Raw genomic sequence first — 17,719 nt, forward strand, 5'->3', positions numbered from 1 at the left:
TGTCAGCGGAACCCCAGGTAAAGAACTTCCGCAAGAAGTGAAAGTCTTGCTTCCAGCAGACCAAACAGGCTTGAAAGATGGTAGCCAAGCAACACCAACGCAACCAAGCCAAAAAGAAGTTAGGACAGCAGAAGGTACCTGGAGCTTCAAGTCCTACGATAAGACATCGGAAACAATTAATGGATTAGATGCTAAGTTTGTAGGTACATGGGAATTTACAGCAACTCCAGTTCCAACAGTGACTCATAAAGTGGTTCACGAGTTTGTCAGCGGAACTCCAGGTAAAGAACTTCCACAAGAAGTAAAAGCCTTGCTTCCAGCAGACCAAACAGACTTGAAAGATGGTAGCCAAGCGATTCCGACGCAACCAAGTCAAACAGAAGTGAAGACAGCAGAAGGCACATGGAGCTTCAAGTCTTATGACAAGACATCTGAAACCATCAATGGAGCAGACGCACACTTCGTAGGCACCTGGGAATTCACTCCGGCCCCAATTAAAGATTCTGGAAATAATAGTCAACCAGAAGAAGGAAGTAGTCAAAATCAGAACTTGTTACCAAACACGGGTTCAGCAGTATCTGGTCTTCTTTCAATCATCGGTCTTGCCTTTGCAAGCCTAGCAGCTTTTATCCTTCGCAAGAAAGATTAAGCCACTCTTAGGAAATAACAAAATGACTTCTTAATTCCTGAGCCTAAGAAGAGAGAACGAGAAATCGTTCTCTCTTTTTCTTGCATTTTATATCGAGCTGTGATATAGTTTATATAACGAGATGCGATATATCGAACTGAATAGGAGGTGTGAATAAATGGAATTAACAGATAAAATCAGGCGTGTTTACCTTCCCATGACTGAAACAGGTTTTTATATCTTGTTTTGTTTACAGAAGGAGAACCATGGATATGGTATCACACAAAAGGTCAAGGAGATGACAGATTCGCAAGTTTCGATTAGTCCTGGAACTATGTATGGGACCTTGTCAAAGATGGAAAAGGATGGCTTGATTTCCTTTATCCGGGAAGAGGAAAAACGTAAAATCTATCAGATCACAGACTTGGGACGAAAAGTCTTAGATATTGAATTGAAACGTATTGAACGGCTCTATAGAAATAGTCGGGAGGAAGTATGATGGAAAAGAAGGTTGTATATCGGATATCTACAATTGCAGATTATGATAAAGAGGCTTTATACCTTGGGGAAATGCATGCTAAGGGCTGGAAACTTAAGGAAGTAAGCTACTCTAACTTAGTAGTTGCGGTTAAGTATACTTTTGAAAAGTGCCAACCGGAGCAGGTGTCTTATCAGTTGGACTTTTATCCCATGAAAAAATCAGAGAGAGCCTCCTATTTACAACTATTTAAAGACTGTGGCTGGGAGCATATTACAGACTTTAATAGTTTTTCCTATTTTAGAAAAGCGCATTCTGAAATTGAATCGGATACTGAGTTTGAAATCTATAATGACGCTACAGGGAAGTTAGCTATGATCAAACGGATTTTAATAATGCGGATGCTTCCTATTTTGATTCTATTTTTAGCTCTACTACCGGTTTTCTCAAAGTTTGTCAGTGGAGCTAGTTCTTTCAGATGGGAAGTATTTTTGATTTTCATAATAGATTGGATTTTATTGATAGTTTTTGCGATTCAGATTTCTTATATTTTTTGGAGCTTGTTTCAAAAGTGGAAAGAATTATCTGAAAAATAAAACCATGTATGTTTTCTGATTTGGAGGTAAGACAATGAATAGCAAGATACAATTTAGGATTTTCACCATTGTTGATTTGGACAAGGAAGAAGAATATTTACATGAGATGCACTTGAAAGGTTGGAGATATAGAACTAACCGTTTGGGCTTTTTCTATTTTGAACAATGCCAACCAGATGATGTCATCTATCATATCTATGATTCTAGATTTCTTAAAAAGTATAAGCATGAACTACAAGATTTTAGAAATAGCGGTTGGGAATTGATAGAAACAGGTTTTTGTTCGATTCTTCGTAAACCAACTTCTGATATACTTTCAGAGGATCAAGTCTATATGAGTAAGGGTCTTAGATGGGAAGTTATGCGGTCTAGACTTCGTTCCTGTATAGCAGCTTTCTCTGGTGGCCTTGTTGTTTGCATGAGTTTGTATCGAGAAAACTTGTCTCAGTCTTTCTTTATTATTTTCGTTTTATACGCTTGTTTAATTTCTTATCTAATCTATGGTTTTTTCAGACTTAAAAGGAAATACCAAGTAGATGAGAAGTAAGATTCTAGGTCTTCAGACTGATTTTTGGCACTCTTGGCAAAAGAGTGCTAATTTTTGGAGTTTTTGTCTTGACATTCTCTTCTAAGGGTGTATAATAGAATCATAAGTTAGCACTTGGATGCATAGAGTGCTAATCGATCAGACAGAGAGGAGTGATAAGATGGTTACAGAGCGTCAACAGGATATTTTAAATCTGATTATTGACATCTTTACCAAAACGCACGAACCTGTCGGATCCAAGGCGCTACAAGAGTCTATCAATTCTAGTAGTGCTACCATTCGTAATGACATGGCAGCTCTAGAGAAGCAGGGTTTGCTTGAGAAGGCTCATACCTCAAGCGGTCGGATGCCAAGTGTCGCGGGATTTCAGTACTATGTGAAACACTCGCTTGCTTTTGACAGACTGGCTGAAAATGAGGTATACGAGATTGTCAAAGCCTTTGATCAGGAGTTCTTCAAACTGGAGGATATTCTGCAAGAGGCTGCTAATCTACTGACAGACCTGAGCGGCTGTACGGTAGTAGCACTGGATGTTGAGCCGAGCAGGCAACCGTTGACAGCCTTTGATATCGTTGTTTTGGGACAACATACAGCCTTGGCAGTATTTACCCTAGACGAGTCCCGAACGGTTACCAGTCAATTTCTGATTCCAAGGAACTTCTTGCAGGAAGATTTAAATCGCCTCAAGACCTTGATTCAAGAACGTTTCCTCGGTCACACCGTTCTAGATATTCACTACAAAATTCGGACGGAGATTCCGCAGATTATCCAACGTTACTTTACAACAACGGACAATGTCATGGATCTCTTTGAACACATTTTTAAAGAAATGTTCAACGAAAACATTGTGGTATCGGGCAAAGTCAATCTCTTGAATTTTGCTAATCTAGCAGCCTATCAGTTCTTTGACCAACCACAAAAGGTGGCTTTGGAGATTCGTGAGGGTCTGCATGAAGATCAAATGCAAAATGTCCGTGTTGCGGACAGTCAGGAATCCTGTCTAGCTAACCTAGCAGTGATTAGCAGTAAATTCCTCATTCCTTATCGAGGTTTTGGAATTCTGGCAATTATCGGTCCGGTCAATCTGGATTACCAGCAATTGGTCAACCAAGTTAATGTGGTCAATCGTGTTTTGACGATGAAGTTGACGGATTTTTATCGCTACCTCAGTAGTAATCATTACGAAGTAAATTAATTTTGAAATCATTAAAGGAGGCGAAAATGGCCCAAGATAAAAAAAACGAAGAAATGAAAGAAGAGGAAGTTGTGGAAACAACTGAAGAAACAACTCCTGAGAAGTCTGAGTTGGACTTGGCAAATGAACGTGCGGATGAGTTCGAAAACAAATACCTTCGCGCTCATGCAGAAATGCAGAATATTCAACGCCGTGCCAATGAAGAACGTCAAAACTTGCAACGTTATCGTAGCCAAGACCTGGCAAAAGCAATCTTACCATCGCTCGACAACTTAGAACGTGCACTAGCCGTTGAAGGTTTGACAGACGATGTCAAAAAAGGATTGGAGATGGTGCAAGAGAGCTTGATTCACGCTTTGAAAGAAGAAGGAATCGAAGAAATTGTAGCTGACGGCGAATTTGACCATAACTATCACATGGCCATCCAAACTCTCCCAGCAGACGATGAACACCCAGCAGACACCATCGCCCAAGTCTTCCAAAAAGGCTACAAACTCCATGACCGCATCCTACGCCCAGCCATGGTAGTTGTCTACAATTAGGATAGAAAACTTGGAAAATCTTGTCCGAAACGACAATAAACTATGAAGAAGGATAAAAAGCAAGCTGGAGGCTTGCAAGGAAGATATTTCCCGCCGTGGTGAAAGTTTCAGTAGCTTTTGCTACTGAAACAGGGGATTTTTGAGACAATAGGCTCAAAAATAAGTGATGAAATCCCGTAGGGAGTTGCTCACGTCCCCACCACTTAAGGGGAATATCAAAAAATCAAAATTCGAATTAAACTTTAAGGAGAAAAACACATGTCTAAAATTATCGGTATTGACTTAGGTACAACAAACTCAGCAGTCGCAGTTCTTGAAGGAACTGAAAGCAAAATCATCGCAAACCCAGAAGGAAACCGCACAACTCCATCTGTAGTGTCATTCAAAAACGGTGAAATCATCGTTGGTGACGCTGCAAAACGTCAAGCAGTAACAAACCCAGATACAGTTATCTCTATCAAATCTAAGATGGGTACTTCTGAAAAAGTTTCTGCTAACGGTAAAGAATACACTCCACAAGAAATCTCAGCTATGATCCTTCAATACTTGAAAGGTTACGCTGAAGAATACCTTGGTGAAAAAGTAACTAAGGCTGTTATTACGGTTCCTGCATACTTCAACGATGCTCAACGTCAAGCAACAAAAGACGCTGGTAAAATTGCTGGTCTTGAAGTAGAACGTATCGTCAACGAACCAACTGCAGCAGCTCTTGCATACGGTTTGGACAAGACTGACAAAGAAGAAAAAATCTTGGTATTCGACCTTGGTGGTGGTACATTCGACGTATCTATCCTTGAACTGGGTGATGGTGTCTTCGATGTATTAGCAACTGCAGGGGATAACAAACTCGGTGGTGATGACTTTGACCAAAAAATCATCGACTACTTGGTAGCAGAATTCAAGAAAGAAAATGGTATCGACTTGTCAACAGACAAGATGGCTCTTCAACGTTTGAAAGACGCAGCTGAAAAAGCGAAGAAAGACCTTTCTGGTGTGACTTCAACACAAATCAGCTTGCCATTCATCACTGCTGGTGAGGCTGGACCTCTTCACTTGGAAATGACCTTGACTCGTGCGAAATTCGATGATTTGACTCGTGACCTTGTAGAACGAACAAAAGTTCCAGTTCGTCAAGCCCTTTCAGATGCAGGTTTGAGCTTGTCAGATATCGACGAAGTAATCCTTGTCGGTGGTTCAACTCGTATTCCTGCCGTTGTAGAAGCTGTTAAAGCTGAAACTGGTAAAGAACCAAACAAATCAGTGAACCCTGATGAAGTAGTTGCCATGGGTGCTGCGATCCAAGGTGGTGTGATCACTGGTGACGTCAAAGACGTTGTCCTTCTTGACGTAACTCCATTGTCACTTGGTATCGAAACAATGGGTGGAGTATTTACAAAACTCATCGACCGTAACACAACTATTCCAACATCTAAATCACAAGTCTTCTCAACTGCAGCGGATAACCAACCAGCCGTTGATATTCACGTTCTTCAAGGTGAACGCCCAATGGCAGCGGACAACAAGACTCTTGGACGTTTCCAATTGACTGATATCCCAGCTGCACCTCGTGGAATTCCTCAAATCGAAGTAACATTTGATATCGACAAGAACGGTATCGTATCTGTTAAGGCTAAAGATCTTGGAACTCAAAAAGAACAAACTATTGTTATCCAATCAAACTCAGGTTTGACAGATGAAGAAATCGACCGCATGATGAAAGATGCAGAAGCTAACGCTGAAGCAGATAAGAAACGTAAAGAAGAAGTGGACCTTCGTAACGAAGTAGACCAAGCAATCTTTGCGACTGAAAAGACAATCAAAGAAACTGAAGGTAAAGGCTTCGATGCAGAACGTGATGCTGCCCAAGCTGCCCTCGATGAGCTTAAGAAAGCCCAAGAAGACAACAACTTGGACGAAATGAAAGCAAAACTTGGAGCATTGAACGAAAAAGCTCAAGGACTTGCGGTTAAACTCTACGAACAAGCCGCAGCAGCGCAACAAGCCCAAGCAGGAGCAGAAGGCGCACAAGCAACAGGAAACGCAGGCGATGACGTCGTAGACGGAGAGTTTACGGAGAAGTAAGAATAAGTGAAATTATGAATTTAGATTTGTCCAATACGAAAAAACTTTTTAAAGAATTTTGTCAACGCTCTAGTGATTTAAAAAGCGCTAAATTATTCATAGATAATATTCCAGCGAATAAACTTGCAGAATATAAAGAAATTATATTTTCTGAAAGGGAATCAGCAGATAAAAATTATGAAATAATTATTAATATTATTTTGGGAGTATTTATCCCCTCGGTAGTCTCAAGTTTTGTTCTTCTTATAGGTGCGGATGGTAATGCAATTTTAGCTTATATCCTAACAGCATTATTTACTTTTGTTATGATATTCGAAGTGCTATTGTTGGATAGAGAAAAACGTCCAAAACGGAAATCATCTTTAAATCTGCAAAGAATGTTTTACTATTTAGAAAACAAATAATTACAGTCACAGAGGTTGCAACCCAGCCTCTGTTTTTCGGTAAAATAGAGGATGTTGCGTATGAAAAAAGTACTTTGTTTGATTTATCCTAATTTTTCTCTTTATGAGATAACCGCTTTAACGAGTACTTTAGCTCTGTCTTTTGATATCACGATTGATTATGTCGCTTCAGATCATTCGATAGTGGTCTCTGAGGATGGCTTGCCCTGTCAACCGACCAAAACACTAGATCAAATCTGTATAGAAGAGTATTCTTGTGTGATTTTGCCAGGAATGGTAAACATAGGACCTGCCCTACAGGGTGAGAAATTGATTTCGTTCTTGAGGGACCTTGGTGAGCGAGATGTCTTGATTGCAGCCATTTCTTCAGCGCCTCTTTTGTTGGCAAAAGCAGGTTTATTGAATGATACGAAATTTACAGGTGGGATTTGGCAAAACTTCTTTGACTATTTTGAATTTCTTCCTCGGGAAAATTTCAAAGCAAAAGCTGTCCTGCAAGATAAAAATATCATTACTGCTATTGGCTTTGCACATCAAGAGTTTGCAAGAAAAGTAATTCTTGGTCTAGGTTTGGCAGAAAATACTGACAACTATTTTAAAGAACAGAACGAATATTCAGAAGAGGACTTGATTTTTACTCTATCGGATAAAGAGTTTGATGAAGTGAAACAGAGTATAGAAAATACCCTCTAATGATTTACTTATAAATTATAGAAAGGAATAAGGGTGTTCGTAATTGAACTCGAGCGGAAAGCTTGGAAATTAGATAAACCTCCTAAGAAATCAGGATTTCTTGTGGATTTCCTAAATTTCAGTCGCTTTCTGTTCGCTCTTAGTATCTTGTATGAACAATACTGAATTTTATGATCGTCTGGGGGTGTCAAAAAACGCTTCGGCAGACGAGATCAAAAAGGCTTATCGTAAGCTTTCCAAAAAATACCACCCAGATATCAACAAGGAGCCTGGCGCTGAGGAAAAATATAAGGAAGTTCAAGAAGCCTATGAGACTTTGAGTGACGACCAAAAACGTGCAGCTTACGATCAGTATGGTGCTGCAGGTGCCAACGGTGGCTTTGGTGGTGCTGGCGGTTTTGGCGGCTTTGACGGAGCAGGTGGCTTCGGTGGTTTTGAAGATATATTCTCAAGTTTTTTCGGGGGAGGCGGAGCTTCACGCAATCCAAACGCTCCTCGTCAAGGGGATGACCTCCAGTATCGTGTGAACTTGACCTTTGAAGAAGCTATCTTCGGAACGGAAAAAGAAGTTAAATACAATCGTGAAGCTAGCTGTCGTACATGTAATGGATCTGGTGCTAAACCAGGGACAAGTCCAGTCACTTGTGGACGCTGTCATGGCGCTGGTGTCATTAATGTCGATACGCAGACTCCTCTTGGTATGATGCGTCGCCAAGTAACCTGTGATATCTGTCATGGTCGCGGAAAAGAAATCAAGGATCCATGTACAACTTGTCATGGAACGGGTCATGAAAAACAAGCCCATAGCGTACATGTGAAAATTCCTGCTGGTGTGGAAACTGGTCAACAAATTCGCCTAGCTGGACAAGGTGAAGCAGGCTTTAACGGTGGACCTTATGGTGACTTGTATGTTGTAGTTTCTGTGGAAGCTAGCGATAAGTTTGAACGTGAAGGAACCACTATTTTCTACAAGTTAAATCTTAATATCGTCCAAGCTACTCTTGGAGATACTGTAGAAATTCCAACTGTTCATGGAGATGTTGAATTGGTTATCCCAGAAGGAACACAGACTGGCAAGAAATTCCGTCTACGTGGCAAGGGAGCACCGAGCCTTCGTGGCGGTGCTGTTGGTGACCAATATGTTACAGTTAATGTCGTGACTCCGACAGGTTTGAACGACCGCCAAAAAGCTGCGCTTAAAGAATTCGCAGCTGCAGGTGACTTGAAAGTCAATCCGAAGAAAAAAGGCTTCTTTGACCATATAAAAGATGCCTTTGAAGGAGAATAAAGTAAAAAGAGCCGATCGGCTCTTTTTTTGTATAATCTTGGGAAATTTAGCATCGAGCAATCATTCTCCAATTAGTCTACTATTTATACTTTTGAGTGAGCAAGCCAGCAGTATCCATCTCATGAATGAGTTGCTTGAATTCCTCTTCCTTTCCAGGCTTAACGGTGACGGTGTCAATGCGCTTAATCGCCGAATTATCCTGAATATCTACTAAGGTCAAAGCTTTTTCATAGAATGCAATTCCCTTTTTAAGACTTTCTTGATCTTTCCAATTTAGAATTGTGTAAGAAGATTTTGATTTCTTTCCTTTTTCTTGGAAATACTTCTCGCCCTCCTCCTTTAAAAATTGTATTAAACCGTGATTGAACAAGTTGTCCCCTACTTTATAGTAGGAAATCTCTCCTGTCTGGAGGACATAGACTTCGAGTCAGTTTTTGGTGAGTTTTGGACTTTCTTTTAGGACGGGGTGGCTATTGATGACATCATCAGAGAAAGTAACATAAAAATGTAAGCCTCCACCCTCAAATTGATACCTTCCATTTGATTCTACTTTCTTAGGAGGCATGTCAAGAGAGATAAAGATTTGTTTTAAGGCTTCATTCCCCTCACGGATGTCACTCGGTGAAGCCTTGAAAAGATTGGCCACTAGTAGAAATGCTAGGGCTGCAAGCAGGCAGAGGCAGCCGCAAGGGATCGCGATGACCTTCGCTAGAACTTTTACAAACTGTTTCATTTTCATTGCCTCCTTTTTCTGTTCAAATCTAGTAACCCAAAATGGAATTAAGGAAAGTTGGAGGCTTTTTTATTCTTGTTTTTCTTCTTGGAGAACCGCCATTCTGGTTTGGAAATCTTTTTCTAAAACTTTGAATTTGTAGGTTAAATCTTTTTGGTATTCCTTGATAAGGGCTTTTTGTTGGTCGATGATTTGTAGGCTGTTTTGAATGATATCCAAATCATCCTTGATAGCTTGGACGCGGTCAGTTGTATCTAGCACTTCATCCTGAATGGCTTGGCGATTTTTCACGACAAAATAACTTCCAGCTGCAGCTCCTGCGAATAGCAATAGATTGGATAGTTTCATGGCATCTCCTTAAGCGTTTTTAATGGTTTCAGCGACTTGGGCAAGTTTGTCAAAGTCAGGTTCGTGGGCGATAAAGTCAATCTTGAGGTCATCTTCTGCACCGTAGCGAGGTACGAGATGCACGTGAGTATGAAAGACTGTTTGACCAGCAACTTCCTCACAGTTGGCGATGATGTTCATACCAGCAGCTTTGGTAGCTTTCATAACTTTTTGAGCTACCAGTGGCACTTGGGCAAAGAGTTGGCTGGCACTTGGGGCATCCATCTCCAAAAGATTGCGATAGTGCTCTTTGGGTACAATGAGGGTGTGTCCAGGCGTTACTTGAGAGATATCAAGAAAGGCAAGAACCTGCTCATCCTCGTATACTTTTGAAGCAGGAATCTCCCCTGCGATGATCTTACAAAAAATGCAATCTGACATAAAATCCACCTCTACTGTATTGAATTTTGATATAATATAGCTACATTATACCAGATTCGGAGAAAATATGTTAGAAATTAAAAACCTGACAGGAGGCTATGTTCATGTCCCTGTCTTGAAAGATGTGTCCTTTACAGTTGAAAGTGGGCAGTTGGTTGGTTTGATTGGTCTTAACGGTGCTGGGAAATCAACGACTATCAATGAGATTATTGGACTTTTGACGCCTTACAGTGGAGAAATCAAGATTAATGGTCTCACCCTGCGAGAAGATGCGACCAGCTATCGCAAGCAGATTGGCTATATCCCAGAAACGCCTAGCTTGTATGAGGAATTGACCCTCAGAGAGCATATCGAGACGGTTGCCATGGCCTATGGTATTGAGCAAAAAGTGGCTTTTGAGCGAGTAGAATCTTTGTTAAAAATGTTCCGTCTGGATCAAAAATTAGACTGGTTCCCAGTGCATTTTTCCAAAGGGATGAAGCAGAAGGTTATGATTATCTGTGCTTTTGTCGTAGATCCGAGTCTTTTCATCGTTGATGAGCCTTTCCTTGGGCTCGATCCGCTGGCTATTTCTGACTTGATTCAGCTGCTAGAAGTAGAAAAGCAAAAAGGCAAGTCCATTCTCATGAGTACCCATGTTTTGGATTCGGCGGAGAAGATGTGTGACGCCTTTGTTATCCTCCACAAGGGAGAGGTTCGGGCTCAGGGGAACCTCCAGCAACTCCGTGAAACCTTTGACATGCCTGAAGCGAGTTTGAATGATATTTACTTGGCTCTGACCAAAGAGGAGGAGCTATGAAAGACTTGTTTTTAAAGCGAAAGCAGGCTTTTCGTAAGGAGTGTGTTGGTTATCTGCGTTATGTTCTCAATGACCACTTTGTCTTGTTCCTGCTAGTTCTCATCGGTTTTCTAGCTTACCAGTACAGTCAACTTCTGCAACATTTTCCTGAAAACCACTGGCTTATCCTCTTGTTTTTGGGGATTGTATCTGCCTTGCTTTTGGCTTGGGGAGGAATCGCGACCTATATGGAAGGACCTGACAAGCTCTTTCTCTTAGTCAGTGAAGAGGAGGTTAAGTCTCACCTCAAAGGGCAGACAGTGCGCTCACTGGTCTTTTGGCTCTTTGTCCAAACCCTTTTCTTGCTTTTATTTGCGCCCTTATTTTTAGCCATGGGCTATGGCTTGCCTATCTTTCTTTCCTATGTGCTTTTATTAGGAGCTGGGAAATATCTCCTCTTTCGTCAAAAAGCCAGTAAATTTTTTACTGAGACTGGACTGCACTGGGACTATGTGATTGCCCAAGAAAGCAAGCGCAAGCAAGTTTTACTTCGTTTCTTTGCTCTCTTTACTCAGGTCAAGGGCGTTTCAAATAGTGTCAAACGTCGCGCTTATCTGGATTTTATCCTAAAGACGGTTCAAAAGGTTCCAGGGAAGATCTGGCAAAACCTCTATCTTCGTTCTTACTTGCGAAATGGAGACCTCTTTGCCCTCAGTATCCGCCTCCTCTTCCTATCCTTGTTAGCTCTAGTCTTTATCGAACAAGCTTGGATCGCGACGGCAGTGGTGGTTCTATTTAATTACCTCTTGCTCTTTCAGTTACTGGCCCTCTATCATGCCTTTGACTACCAATACTTGACCCAGCTCTTTCCACTAGAAAAAGGGGAGAAGGAGAAAGGGTTGAAACAGATTGTAGTCGGTGTGGGAAGTGCAGTTCTTTTGCTGGAATTGCTGGTCGGAGCAGTGGTTTTTCAAGAGAAAATAGCCTTGTTGGCTCTTGTAGGGGCTAGTCTCTTCCTACAATTGTTTTATTTGCCTTACCAACTAAGAAGATTGGTTGACGAATAGACCAAAAACTAGTAGAATAGTAAGGAAACTTTATACGGAGGAAAGAAATGGACTTGGGTGATAATGAGCTAACGCTGACCCCTATCCCTGGGAAGAGCGGCAAAGCTTATATGGGAAGCTACCCTGATGGGAAGCGCGTCTTTGTAAAAATGAACACCTCTCCAATCCTACCTGGCCTAGCCAGAGAACAAATCGCTCCTCAATTACTATGGACTCGTCGTTTGCCAGATGGCCGTGATATGTGTGCTCAGGAATGGCTGACGGGCAAAATCTTGACCCCTTACGATATGAATCGCAAGCAGATTATCAATATCTTGAACCGCCTTCACCGCTCGCGTCCTTTGATGAAGCAGTTGAGCCGTTTGGGATACACCATGGAAACACCAGTTGATTTGCTACGTTCTTGGCAGCAAGGAGTTCCAGAAATCTTGAAGCAGAACCACTATTTGAACAGTGTGATTGCGGAACTAGGTAAGACAGTTCCAGGTTTTAGGGAAGACCATGCAACGATTGTGCATGGGGATCTTCGTCATAGTAATTGGATTGAGACAGAGAGTGGACTCGTTTATCTAGTGGATTGGGATTCGGTTCGTCTGACGGATCGTATGTTTGATGTGGCGCATTTGCTATGCCACTACATTCCAGATCATCAGTGGCGCCAATGGTTGAGAGACTATGGCTATAAGTACAATCAGACAGTGTTAGATAAATTGTATTGGTATGGTCAGTATTCTTACTTGAACCAGATTGCCAAATACTGTGAAAATCAAGATTTAGACAATGTAAACCGGGAGATTTATGCCTTGCGCGTCTTCCGCGATAAGTATGGAAAGAAGAGATGAGAGTTAGAAATCGTAAAGGGGCGACAGAATTACTAGAGGCTAATCCCCAGTATGTGGTCCTCAATCCCTTGGAAGCAAAAGGGAAATGGCGAGACTTGTTTGGAAATGATCATCCTATTCATGTTGAAGTTGGAAGTGGGAAAGGGGCCTTCGTATCAGGAATGGCCAAGCAAAATCCTGACATCAACTACATCGGGATTGATATCCAAAAGTCGGTATTGAGTTATGCCTTGGACAAGGTTCTTGAAGTTGGAGTGCCCAATATTAAGTTGTTGTGGGTAGATGGTTCAGATTTGACTGACTACTTTGAAGACGGTGAGATTGATCGTCTCTACCTAAACTTTTCAGATCCTTGGCCTAAAAAACGCCATGAAAAACGTCGTTTGACTTACAAGAGTTTCTTAGATACCTTCAAGCGCATCTTGCCTGAGAATGGGGAAATCCATTTCAAGACAGACAATCGTGGCTTGTTTGAGTACAGCTTGGTAAGCTTTTCTCAGTATGGCATGAAACTCAATGGCGTCTGGCTAGACTTGCATGCCAGTGATTTTGAAGGCAATGTCATGACAGAGTATGAGCAAAAATTCTCCAGCAAAGGTCAAGTGATCTACCGAGTTGAGGCAGAATTTTAAGAAATAGCTTGAAAACCAGCTGTTTGAGTGCTTATGCTTTACATAAATTGACAAACGTGCTATACTGATAGTAAGAATATGAGAAAGAGAGGCGGGGAAATATCTTCGCCTCTTGCTTATGAGGAGGTGGACGCAATCGCAACAATCGTAGAATTAGTCAGAGAAGTTGTAGAACCTGTCATCCAAGCACCTTTTGAACTCGTGGATATCGAGTATGGAAAGATTGGCAGTGACATGATTCTCAGTATTTTTGTAGACAAATCTGAAGGAATTACCTTGAACGACACGGCAGACCTGACAGAAATTATCAGTCCTGTCCTAGACACCATCAAGCCCGATCCCTTCCCAGAACAATATTTCCTAGAAATTACCAGTCCAGGCTTGGAACGTCCTTTGAAAACCAAAGAAGCTATAGCTGGAGCAGTTGGGAAATACATTCACGTTGGTCTTTATAAGGCCATCGACAAGCAAAAAGTCTTTGAAGGAACCTTGGTATCCTTTGAAGAGGACGAGTTGACCATGGAATATATGGACAAGACACGTAAGAAAACCGTCCAAATTCCATACAGTTTAGTATCAAAAGCACGTTTAGCAGTAAAATTATAGAAAAGAAAGGATAGCTTTTGAGGATTCAAAAGTAAAAAGAACATGAGTAAAGAAATGCTAGAGGCCTTCCGCATTTTGGAAGAAGACAAGGGAATCAAAAAAGAAGACATCATCGACGCAGTAGTAGAGTCGCTTCGTTCCGCTTATCGCAGACGTTATGGTCAATCTGATAGCGTAGCCATTGACTTCAATGAAAAAACAGGTGACTTTACAGTTTATACTGTCCGTGAAGTTGTTGATGAAGTATTTGATAGCCGTTTGGAAATCAGCTTGAAAGATGCCCTTGCCATTAATTCAGCCTATGAACTTGGTGATAAAATCAAGTTTGAAGAAGCACCTGCTGAGTTTGGTCGTGTAGCAGCCCAGTCTGCAAAACAAACCATCATGGAAAAAATGCGCAAGCAAACACGTGCCATCACTTACAATACTTATAAAGAACATGAACAAGAAATCATGTCTGGTACGGTAGAACGTTTTGACAACCGCTTTATCTATGTCAATCTTGGCAGCATCGAAGCCCAATTGTCCAAACAAGACCAAATCCCTGGAGAAGTTTTTGCTTCCCACGACCGTATCGAAGTCTACGTTTACAAGGTTGAAGATAATCCTCGTGGTGTCAACGTCTTTGTTAGCCGTAGCCATCCAGAGATGATTAAACGCTTGATGGAGCAAGAAATTCCAGAAGTGTATGACGGAACTGTTGAAATCATGAGCGTAGCTCGTGAAGCAGGTGACCGTACCAAGGTTGCTGTTCGTAGCCACAATCCAAACGTGGACGCTATCGGGACAATCGTTGGTCGTGGTGGTGCCAATATCAAGAAGATCACTAGCAAGTTCCACCCAGCTCGCTACGACGCTAAGAGCGACCGTATGATTCCTGTAGAAGAGAACATTGATGTTATCGAGTGGGTAGCGGATCCAGCTGAGTTTATCTACAATGCCATCGCACCTGCAGAGGTTGACCAAGTTATCTTTGATGAAAACGACAGCAAGCGTGCCTTGGTCGTTGTACCTGATAACAAGCTTTCTCTTGCTATCGGTCGTCGTGGACAAAACGTTCGCTTGGCAGCTCATTTGACAGGTTACCGTATCGATATCAAGTCTGCCAGTGAGTTTGAAGCTATGGAAGAAGCAGGTCAAGTGGATTACGCAGATGTAGATGAATTGATTGAAGAATAAAAGCTGCTAGAGGAGGGAAAGATGAAAACAAGAAAAATCCCTTTGCGCAAGTCTGTTGTATCTAACGATGTGATTGATAAGCGTGATTTGCTCCGTATTGTCAAGAATAAAGAAGGTGAGGTCTTTATCGACCCGACAGGCAAGGCCAATGGCCGTGGCGCTTATATCAAGCTAGACAATGCAGAAGCCCTAGAGGCCAAAAAGAAGAAAGTCTTTAACCGTAGCTTTAACATGGAAGTGGAAGAAAGCTTTTATGACGAGTTGATTGCCTATGTGGATCACAAAGTAAAAAGAAGAGAGTTAGGACTTGAATAAGCAAAAGATAAGCAATCTCTTGGGATTGGCTCAACGAGCAGGCAGGATCATATCGGGTGAGGAATTGGTGGTCAAGGCTATCCAAGACCAGAAAGCCAAGCTAGTCTTTCTAGCTCATGATGCTGGCCCCAATCTAACCAAGAAGATTCAAGATAAAAGTGACTATTATCAAGTAGAAGTTATAACCGTGTTTTCAACACAGGAATTAAGCATAGCAGTCGGAAAATCGAGAAAGGTTTTGGCTGTGACAGATGCTGGATTTACAAAGAAAATGAGGTCTCTTATGGAATAGAAGAGGAGGACATGATTTGTCTAAGAAAAGATTGTACGAAATCGCAAAAGAACTTGGAAAAGAAAGTAAAGAAGTTGTAGCGCGTGCAAAAGAGTTGGGCTTGGATGTGAAAAGCCACTCATCGAGCGTGGAAGCTGCTGCTGCTGAGCAAATTGCAGCTAGCTTTAAATCTGCACCTGCTCCTAAGGCAGAAGCAAAACCTGTAGCACCAAAAGTAAGTGTAGAAAAGAAAGCAGAAAAGCCTGCATCAGCTAAACCAGCTGTCGCTAAGGAAGAAAGCAAACCAGCTACACCTGCAGCTCCTAAGGAAGAAAAAGTGGTGGCTGCAAGACCGCAGAGCCGAAACTTCAAGGCGGAGCGTGAGGCACGTGCCAAAGAGCAGGCAGAGCGACGCAAACAAAACAAGGGCAACAACCGTGACCAACAACAAAACGGCAACCGTCAGAAAAATGACGGCCGTAATGGTGGTAAACCTGGTCAAGGGAACCGCGACAATCGCCGATTTAACGACCAAGGGAAAAAACCACAAGGTCAAGGAAATCGTGGCAATGATCGCCGTCAGCAACAAGACTTCCAGCCAAAACCAGCTGGACCACGTGTTGACTTTAAAGCCCGTGCAGCAGCCCTAAAAGCAGAGCAAAATGCAGAGTACGCACGCTCAAGCGAGGAGCGCTTCAAACAATCGCAAGCAGCCAAAGAAGCCCTGGCTCAAGCTAATAAACGCAAGGAACCTGAGGAAATCTTTGAGGAAGCTGCTAAGCTAGCTGAACAAACGCAGCCAGCCGTAACAGTAGCTCCTGTAGCGAAAGAAGCGCCAGTGGATACACGTCGTAAAAAACAAGCTCGACCAGACAAAGAACGTGACGATTATGATCACGAAGAAGATGGTCCTAGAAAACAACAAAAGAATCGAAGTAGTCAGAATCAAGTGAGAAATCAAAGAAATAGTAACTGGAATAACAACAAAAAGAATAAAAAAGGCAACAAGCAAAACAACCGCAATCAGGCACCAAAACCTGTTACAGAACGTAAGTTCCACGAATTGCCAACAGAATTTGAATATACAGATGGTATGACTGTTGCGGAAATCGCAAAACGGATCAAACGTGAACCAGCTGAAATCGTTAAGAAACTCTTTATGATGGGTGTGATGGCCACACAAAACCAATCCTTAGATGGAGAAACCATCGAACTCCTCATGGTGGATTACGGTATCGAAGCCAAACAAAAGGTTGAAGTGGATAATGCCGACATCGAACGTTTCTTTGTCGAAGATGGCTATCTTAATGAAGATGAATTGGTTGAGCGTCCACCAGTTGTAACCATCATGGGACACGTTGACCATGGTAAAACAACCCTCTTGGATACCCTTCGTAACTCTCGTGTTGCGACAGGTGAAGCAGGTGGTATCACGCAGCATATCGGTGCCTACCAAATCGTGGAAAATGGCAAGAAGATTACCTTCCTTGATACACCAGGACACGCGGCCTTTACCTCTATGCGTGCGCGTGGTGCATCTGTTACCGATATTACTATCTTGGTTGTAGCGGCCGACGACGGGGTTATGCCTCAGACTATCGAAGCCATCAACCACTCAAAAGCGGCAAACGTTCCAATTATCGTGGCTATCAACAAGATTGATAAACCAGGTGCCAACCCAGAACGCGTTATCGGTGAATTGGCAGAGCATGGTGTTATGTCAACAGCTTGGGGTGGTGATTCTGAATTTGTTGAAATCTCAGCTAAATTCAACCAAAACATCGATGAACTCTTAGAAACGGTCCTACTTGTGGCTGAAATCCAAGAACTCAAAGCAGACCCAACAGTGCGTGCGATTGGTACGGTTATCGAAGCGCGCTTGGATAAAGGAAAAGGTGCGGTCGCAACCCTTCTTGTCCAACAAGGTACCTTGAATGTCCAAGACCCAATCGTTGTCGGAAATACCTTCGGTCGTGTCCGTGCTATGACCAATGACCTTGGTCGTCGTGTCAAGGTTGCAGGCCCATCAACACCAGTTTCTATTACAGGTTTGAACGAAGCGCCAATGGCGGGTG

General features: G+C 42.2%; 21 protein-coding genes and 1 pseudogene. 19 read left to right on the plus strand and 3 right to left on the minus strand.

Features of this window, described 5'->3' with window-relative positions; genetic code table 11:
- From HMPREF2655_RS10345 to dnaJ, 10 genes are all read left to right on the plus strand, one after another.
- The coding region (locus HMPREF2655_RS10345; protein WP_180364313.1) for an SHIRT domain-containing protein at positions 1 to 649 on the plus strand (649 nt) is incomplete at its 5' end.
- Between the two features lie 157 nt (positions 650 to 806).
- The gene (locus tag HMPREF2655_RS03410) at positions 807 to 1,127 is read left to right on the plus strand and encodes a PadR family transcriptional regulator (RefSeq protein WP_000423978.1); all 321 of its coding nucleotides are present in this window, start codon (positions 807 to 809) and stop codon (positions 1,125 to 1,127) included.
- Positions 1,127 to 1,702 (plus strand): DUF2812 domain-containing protein, encoded by a 576-nt coding sequence (locus HMPREF2655_RS09950; RefSeq protein ID WP_083321222.1) that lies wholly within the window; start codon positions 1,127 to 1,129, stop codon positions 1,700 to 1,702. Before HMPREF2655_RS03410 ends, HMPREF2655_RS09950 begins: the two co-directional genes overlap by 1 nt.
- A gap of 34 nt (positions 1,703 to 1,736) precedes the next feature.
- Complete coding sequence (locus HMPREF2655_RS03420) at positions 1,737 to 2,249, plus strand: DUF2812 domain-containing protein (protein WP_070837580.1); 513 nt, start codon at positions 1,737 to 1,739, stop codon at positions 2,247 to 2,249.
- A gap of 160 nt (positions 2,250 to 2,409) precedes the next feature.
- Positions 2,410 to 3,444 (plus strand): heat-inducible transcriptional repressor HrcA, encoded by a 1,035-nt coding sequence (gene hrcA, locus HMPREF2655_RS03425; protein ID WP_070535123.1) that lies wholly within the window; start codon positions 2,410 to 2,412, stop codon positions 3,442 to 3,444.
- Between the two features lie 26 nt (positions 3,445 to 3,470).
- Positions 3,471 to 3,986: a nucleotide exchange factor GrpE gene (gene grpE, locus HMPREF2655_RS03430; RefSeq protein WP_070837582.1), complete on the plus strand. Its 516-nt coding sequence runs from the start codon at positions 3,471 to 3,473 to the stop codon at positions 3,984 to 3,986.
- Between the two features lie 258 nt (positions 3,987 to 4,244).
- Positions 4,245 to 6,068 carry a molecular chaperone DnaK gene (dnaK, locus tag HMPREF2655_RS03435; protein ID WP_070837584.1) on the plus strand — a complete coding sequence of 608 codons (1,824 nt, stop codon included), beginning with the start codon at positions 4,245 to 4,247 and terminating at the stop codon, positions 6,066 to 6,068.
- A 14-nt stretch (positions 6,069 to 6,082) separates the two neighbouring features.
- On the plus strand, positions 6,083 to 6,472 hold the full coding sequence (locus tag HMPREF2655_RS03440) for a hypothetical protein (protein WP_061587525.1): 390 nt from the start codon (positions 6,083 to 6,085) through the stop codon (positions 6,470 to 6,472).
- Between the two features lie 60 nt (positions 6,473 to 6,532).
- Positions 6,533 to 7,165 (plus strand): DJ-1/PfpI family protein, encoded by a 633-nt coding sequence (locus tag HMPREF2655_RS03445; RefSeq protein ID WP_049519833.1) that lies wholly within the window; start codon positions 6,533 to 6,535, stop codon positions 7,163 to 7,165.
- A 151-nt stretch (positions 7,166 to 7,316) separates the two neighbouring features.
- Positions 7,317 to 8,453 carry a molecular chaperone DnaJ gene (gene dnaJ, locus HMPREF2655_RS03450; protein ID WP_070837586.1) on the plus strand — a complete coding sequence of 379 codons (1,137 nt, stop codon included), beginning with the start codon at positions 7,317 to 7,319 and terminating at the stop codon, positions 8,451 to 8,453.
- 79 nt (positions 8,454 to 8,532) lie between these two features.
- On the opposite strand, the pseudogene HMPREF2655_RS03455 reads toward dnaJ, so the two are convergent.
- The 3 genes and pseudogenes from HMPREF2655_RS03455 to HMPREF2655_RS03465 form a co-directional block, all read right to left on the minus strand.
- A pseudogene (locus HMPREF2655_RS03455) lies at positions 8,533 to 9,186 on the minus strand (hypothetical protein).
- 69 nt (positions 9,187 to 9,255) lie between these two features.
- Positions 9,256 to 9,534, minus strand: coding sequence for a hypothetical protein (locus HMPREF2655_RS03460; protein ID WP_000777745.1), 279 nt, complete (start codon positions 9,532 to 9,534; stop codon positions 9,256 to 9,258).
- Between the two features lie 9 nt (positions 9,535 to 9,543).
- Entirely contained in the window at positions 9,544 to 9,954 is a 411-nt protein-coding gene (locus HMPREF2655_RS03465; RefSeq protein ID WP_049485019.1) for an HIT family protein, read from the minus strand.
- Between the two features lie 67 nt (positions 9,955 to 10,021).
- Here HMPREF2655_RS03465 and HMPREF2655_RS03470 point away from each other — a divergent pair, with 67 nt between their 5' ends.
- The 9 genes from HMPREF2655_RS03470 to infB all read left to right on the plus strand — a co-directional run.
- Entirely contained in the window at positions 10,022 to 10,753 is a 732-nt protein-coding gene (locus HMPREF2655_RS03470) for an ABC transporter ATP-binding protein (RefSeq protein ID WP_049500974.1), read from the plus strand.
- A complete protein-coding gene (locus HMPREF2655_RS03475) occupies positions 10,750 to 11,799 on the plus strand; it encodes an ABC transporter permease (RefSeq protein WP_070837588.1) in 1,050 nt (349 codons plus the stop codon). The genes HMPREF2655_RS03470 and HMPREF2655_RS03475 overlap by 4 nt, the downstream gene beginning before the upstream one ends.
- 47 nt (positions 11,800 to 11,846) lie before the next feature.
- Positions 11,847 to 12,641, plus strand: a complete 795-nt coding sequence (gene ccrZ / locus HMPREF2655_RS03480; RefSeq protein ID WP_000363019.1) for a cell cycle regulator CcrZ — start codon at positions 11,847 to 11,849, stop codon at positions 12,639 to 12,641.
- Complete coding sequence (gene trmB, locus HMPREF2655_RS03485) at positions 12,638 to 13,273, plus strand: tRNA (guanosine(46)-N7)-methyltransferase TrmB (RefSeq protein ID WP_001266088.1); 636 nt, start codon at positions 12,638 to 12,640, stop codon at positions 13,271 to 13,273. Before ccrZ ends, trmB begins: the two co-directional genes overlap by 4 nt.
- Before the next feature lie 126 nt (positions 13,274 to 13,399).
- Entirely contained in the window at positions 13,400 to 13,879 is a 480-nt protein-coding gene (rimP, locus tag HMPREF2655_RS03490) for a ribosome maturation factor RimP (RefSeq protein ID WP_080980473.1), read from the plus strand.
- 42 nt (positions 13,880 to 13,921) lie between these two features.
- A complete protein-coding gene (nusA, locus tag HMPREF2655_RS03495; protein ID WP_070837590.1) occupies positions 13,922 to 15,058 on the plus strand; it encodes a transcription termination factor NusA in 1,137 nt (378 codons plus the stop codon).
- A gap of 21 nt (positions 15,059 to 15,079) precedes the next feature.
- On the plus strand, positions 15,080 to 15,373 hold the full coding sequence (rnpM, locus tag HMPREF2655_RS03500) for an RNase P modulator RnpM (RefSeq protein WP_004251817.1): 294 nt from the start codon (positions 15,080 to 15,082) through the stop codon (positions 15,371 to 15,373).
- A complete protein-coding gene (locus tag HMPREF2655_RS03505) occupies positions 15,366 to 15,665 on the plus strand; it encodes a YlxQ-related RNA-binding protein (protein ID WP_070837592.1) in 300 nt (99 codons plus the stop codon). The genes rnpM and HMPREF2655_RS03505 overlap by 8 nt, the downstream gene beginning before the upstream one ends.
- 16 nt (positions 15,666 to 15,681) lie before the next feature.
- A partial coding sequence (infB, locus tag HMPREF2655_RS03510; RefSeq protein ID WP_070837594.1) for a translation initiation factor IF-2 occupies positions 15,682 to 17,719 on the plus strand: 2,038 nt, incomplete at its 3' end.

This window comes from Streptococcus sp. HMSC066F01, assembly GCF_001837335.1.
GTDB classification, from domain to species: domain Bacteria; phylum Bacillota; class Bacilli; order Lactobacillales; family Streptococcaceae; genus Streptococcus; species Streptococcus oralis_S.

Bases quoted from the DNA above. Each gene is read 5' to 3' on its own strand.
- HMPREF2655_RS03410 (WP_000423978.1), top strand. From the start codon at position 807: ATGGAATTAACAGATAAAATCAGGCGTGTTTACCTTCCCATGACTGAA.
- HMPREF2655_RS09950 (WP_083321222.1), top strand. From the start codon at position 1,127: ATGGAAAAGAAGGTTGTATATCGGATATCTACAATTGCAGATTATGAT.
- HMPREF2655_RS03420 (WP_070837580.1), top strand. From the start codon at position 1,737: ATGAATAGCAAGATACAATTTAGGATTTTCACCATTGTTGATTTGGAC.
- hrcA (WP_070535123.1), top strand. From the start codon at position 2,410: ATGGTTACAGAGCGTCAACAGGATATTTTAAATCTGATTATTGACATC.
- grpE (WP_070837582.1), top strand. From the start codon at position 3,471: ATGGCCCAAGATAAAAAAAACGAAGAAATGAAAGAAGAGGAAGTTGTG.
- dnaK (WP_070837584.1), top strand. From the start codon at position 4,245: ATGTCTAAAATTATCGGTATTGACTTAGGTACAACAAACTCAGCAGTC.
- HMPREF2655_RS03440 (WP_061587525.1), top strand. From the start codon at position 6,083: ATGAATTTAGATTTGTCCAATACGAAAAAACTTTTTAAAGAATTTTGT.
- HMPREF2655_RS03445 (WP_049519833.1), top strand. From the start codon at position 6,533: ATGAAAAAAGTACTTTGTTTGATTTATCCTAATTTTTCTCTTTATGAG.
- dnaJ (WP_070837586.1), top strand. From the start codon at position 7,317: ATGAACAATACTGAATTTTATGATCGTCTGGGGGTGTCAAAAAACGCT.
- HMPREF2655_RS03460 (WP_000777745.1), bottom strand. From the start codon at position 9,534: ATGAAACTATCCAATCTATTGCTATTCGCAGGAGCTGCAGCTGGAAGT.
- HMPREF2655_RS03465 (WP_049485019.1), bottom strand. From the start codon at position 9,954: ATGTCAGATTGCATTTTTTGTAAGATCATCGCAGGGGAGATTCCTGCT.
- HMPREF2655_RS03470 (WP_049500974.1), top strand. From the start codon at position 10,022: ATGTTAGAAATTAAAAACCTGACAGGAGGCTATGTTCATGTCCCTGTC.
- HMPREF2655_RS03475 (WP_070837588.1), top strand. From the start codon at position 10,750: ATGAAAGACTTGTTTTTAAAGCGAAAGCAGGCTTTTCGTAAGGAGTGT.
- ccrZ (WP_000363019.1), top strand. From the start codon at position 11,847: ATGGACTTGGGTGATAATGAGCTAACGCTGACCCCTATCCCTGGGAAG.
- trmB (WP_001266088.1), top strand. From the start codon at position 12,638: ATGAGAGTTAGAAATCGTAAAGGGGCGACAGAATTACTAGAGGCTAAT.
- nusA (WP_070837590.1), top strand. From the start codon at position 13,922: ATGAGTAAAGAAATGCTAGAGGCCTTCCGCATTTTGGAAGAAGACAAG.
- rnpM (WP_004251817.1), top strand. From the start codon at position 15,080: ATGAAAACAAGAAAAATCCCTTTGCGCAAGTCTGTTGTATCTAACGAT.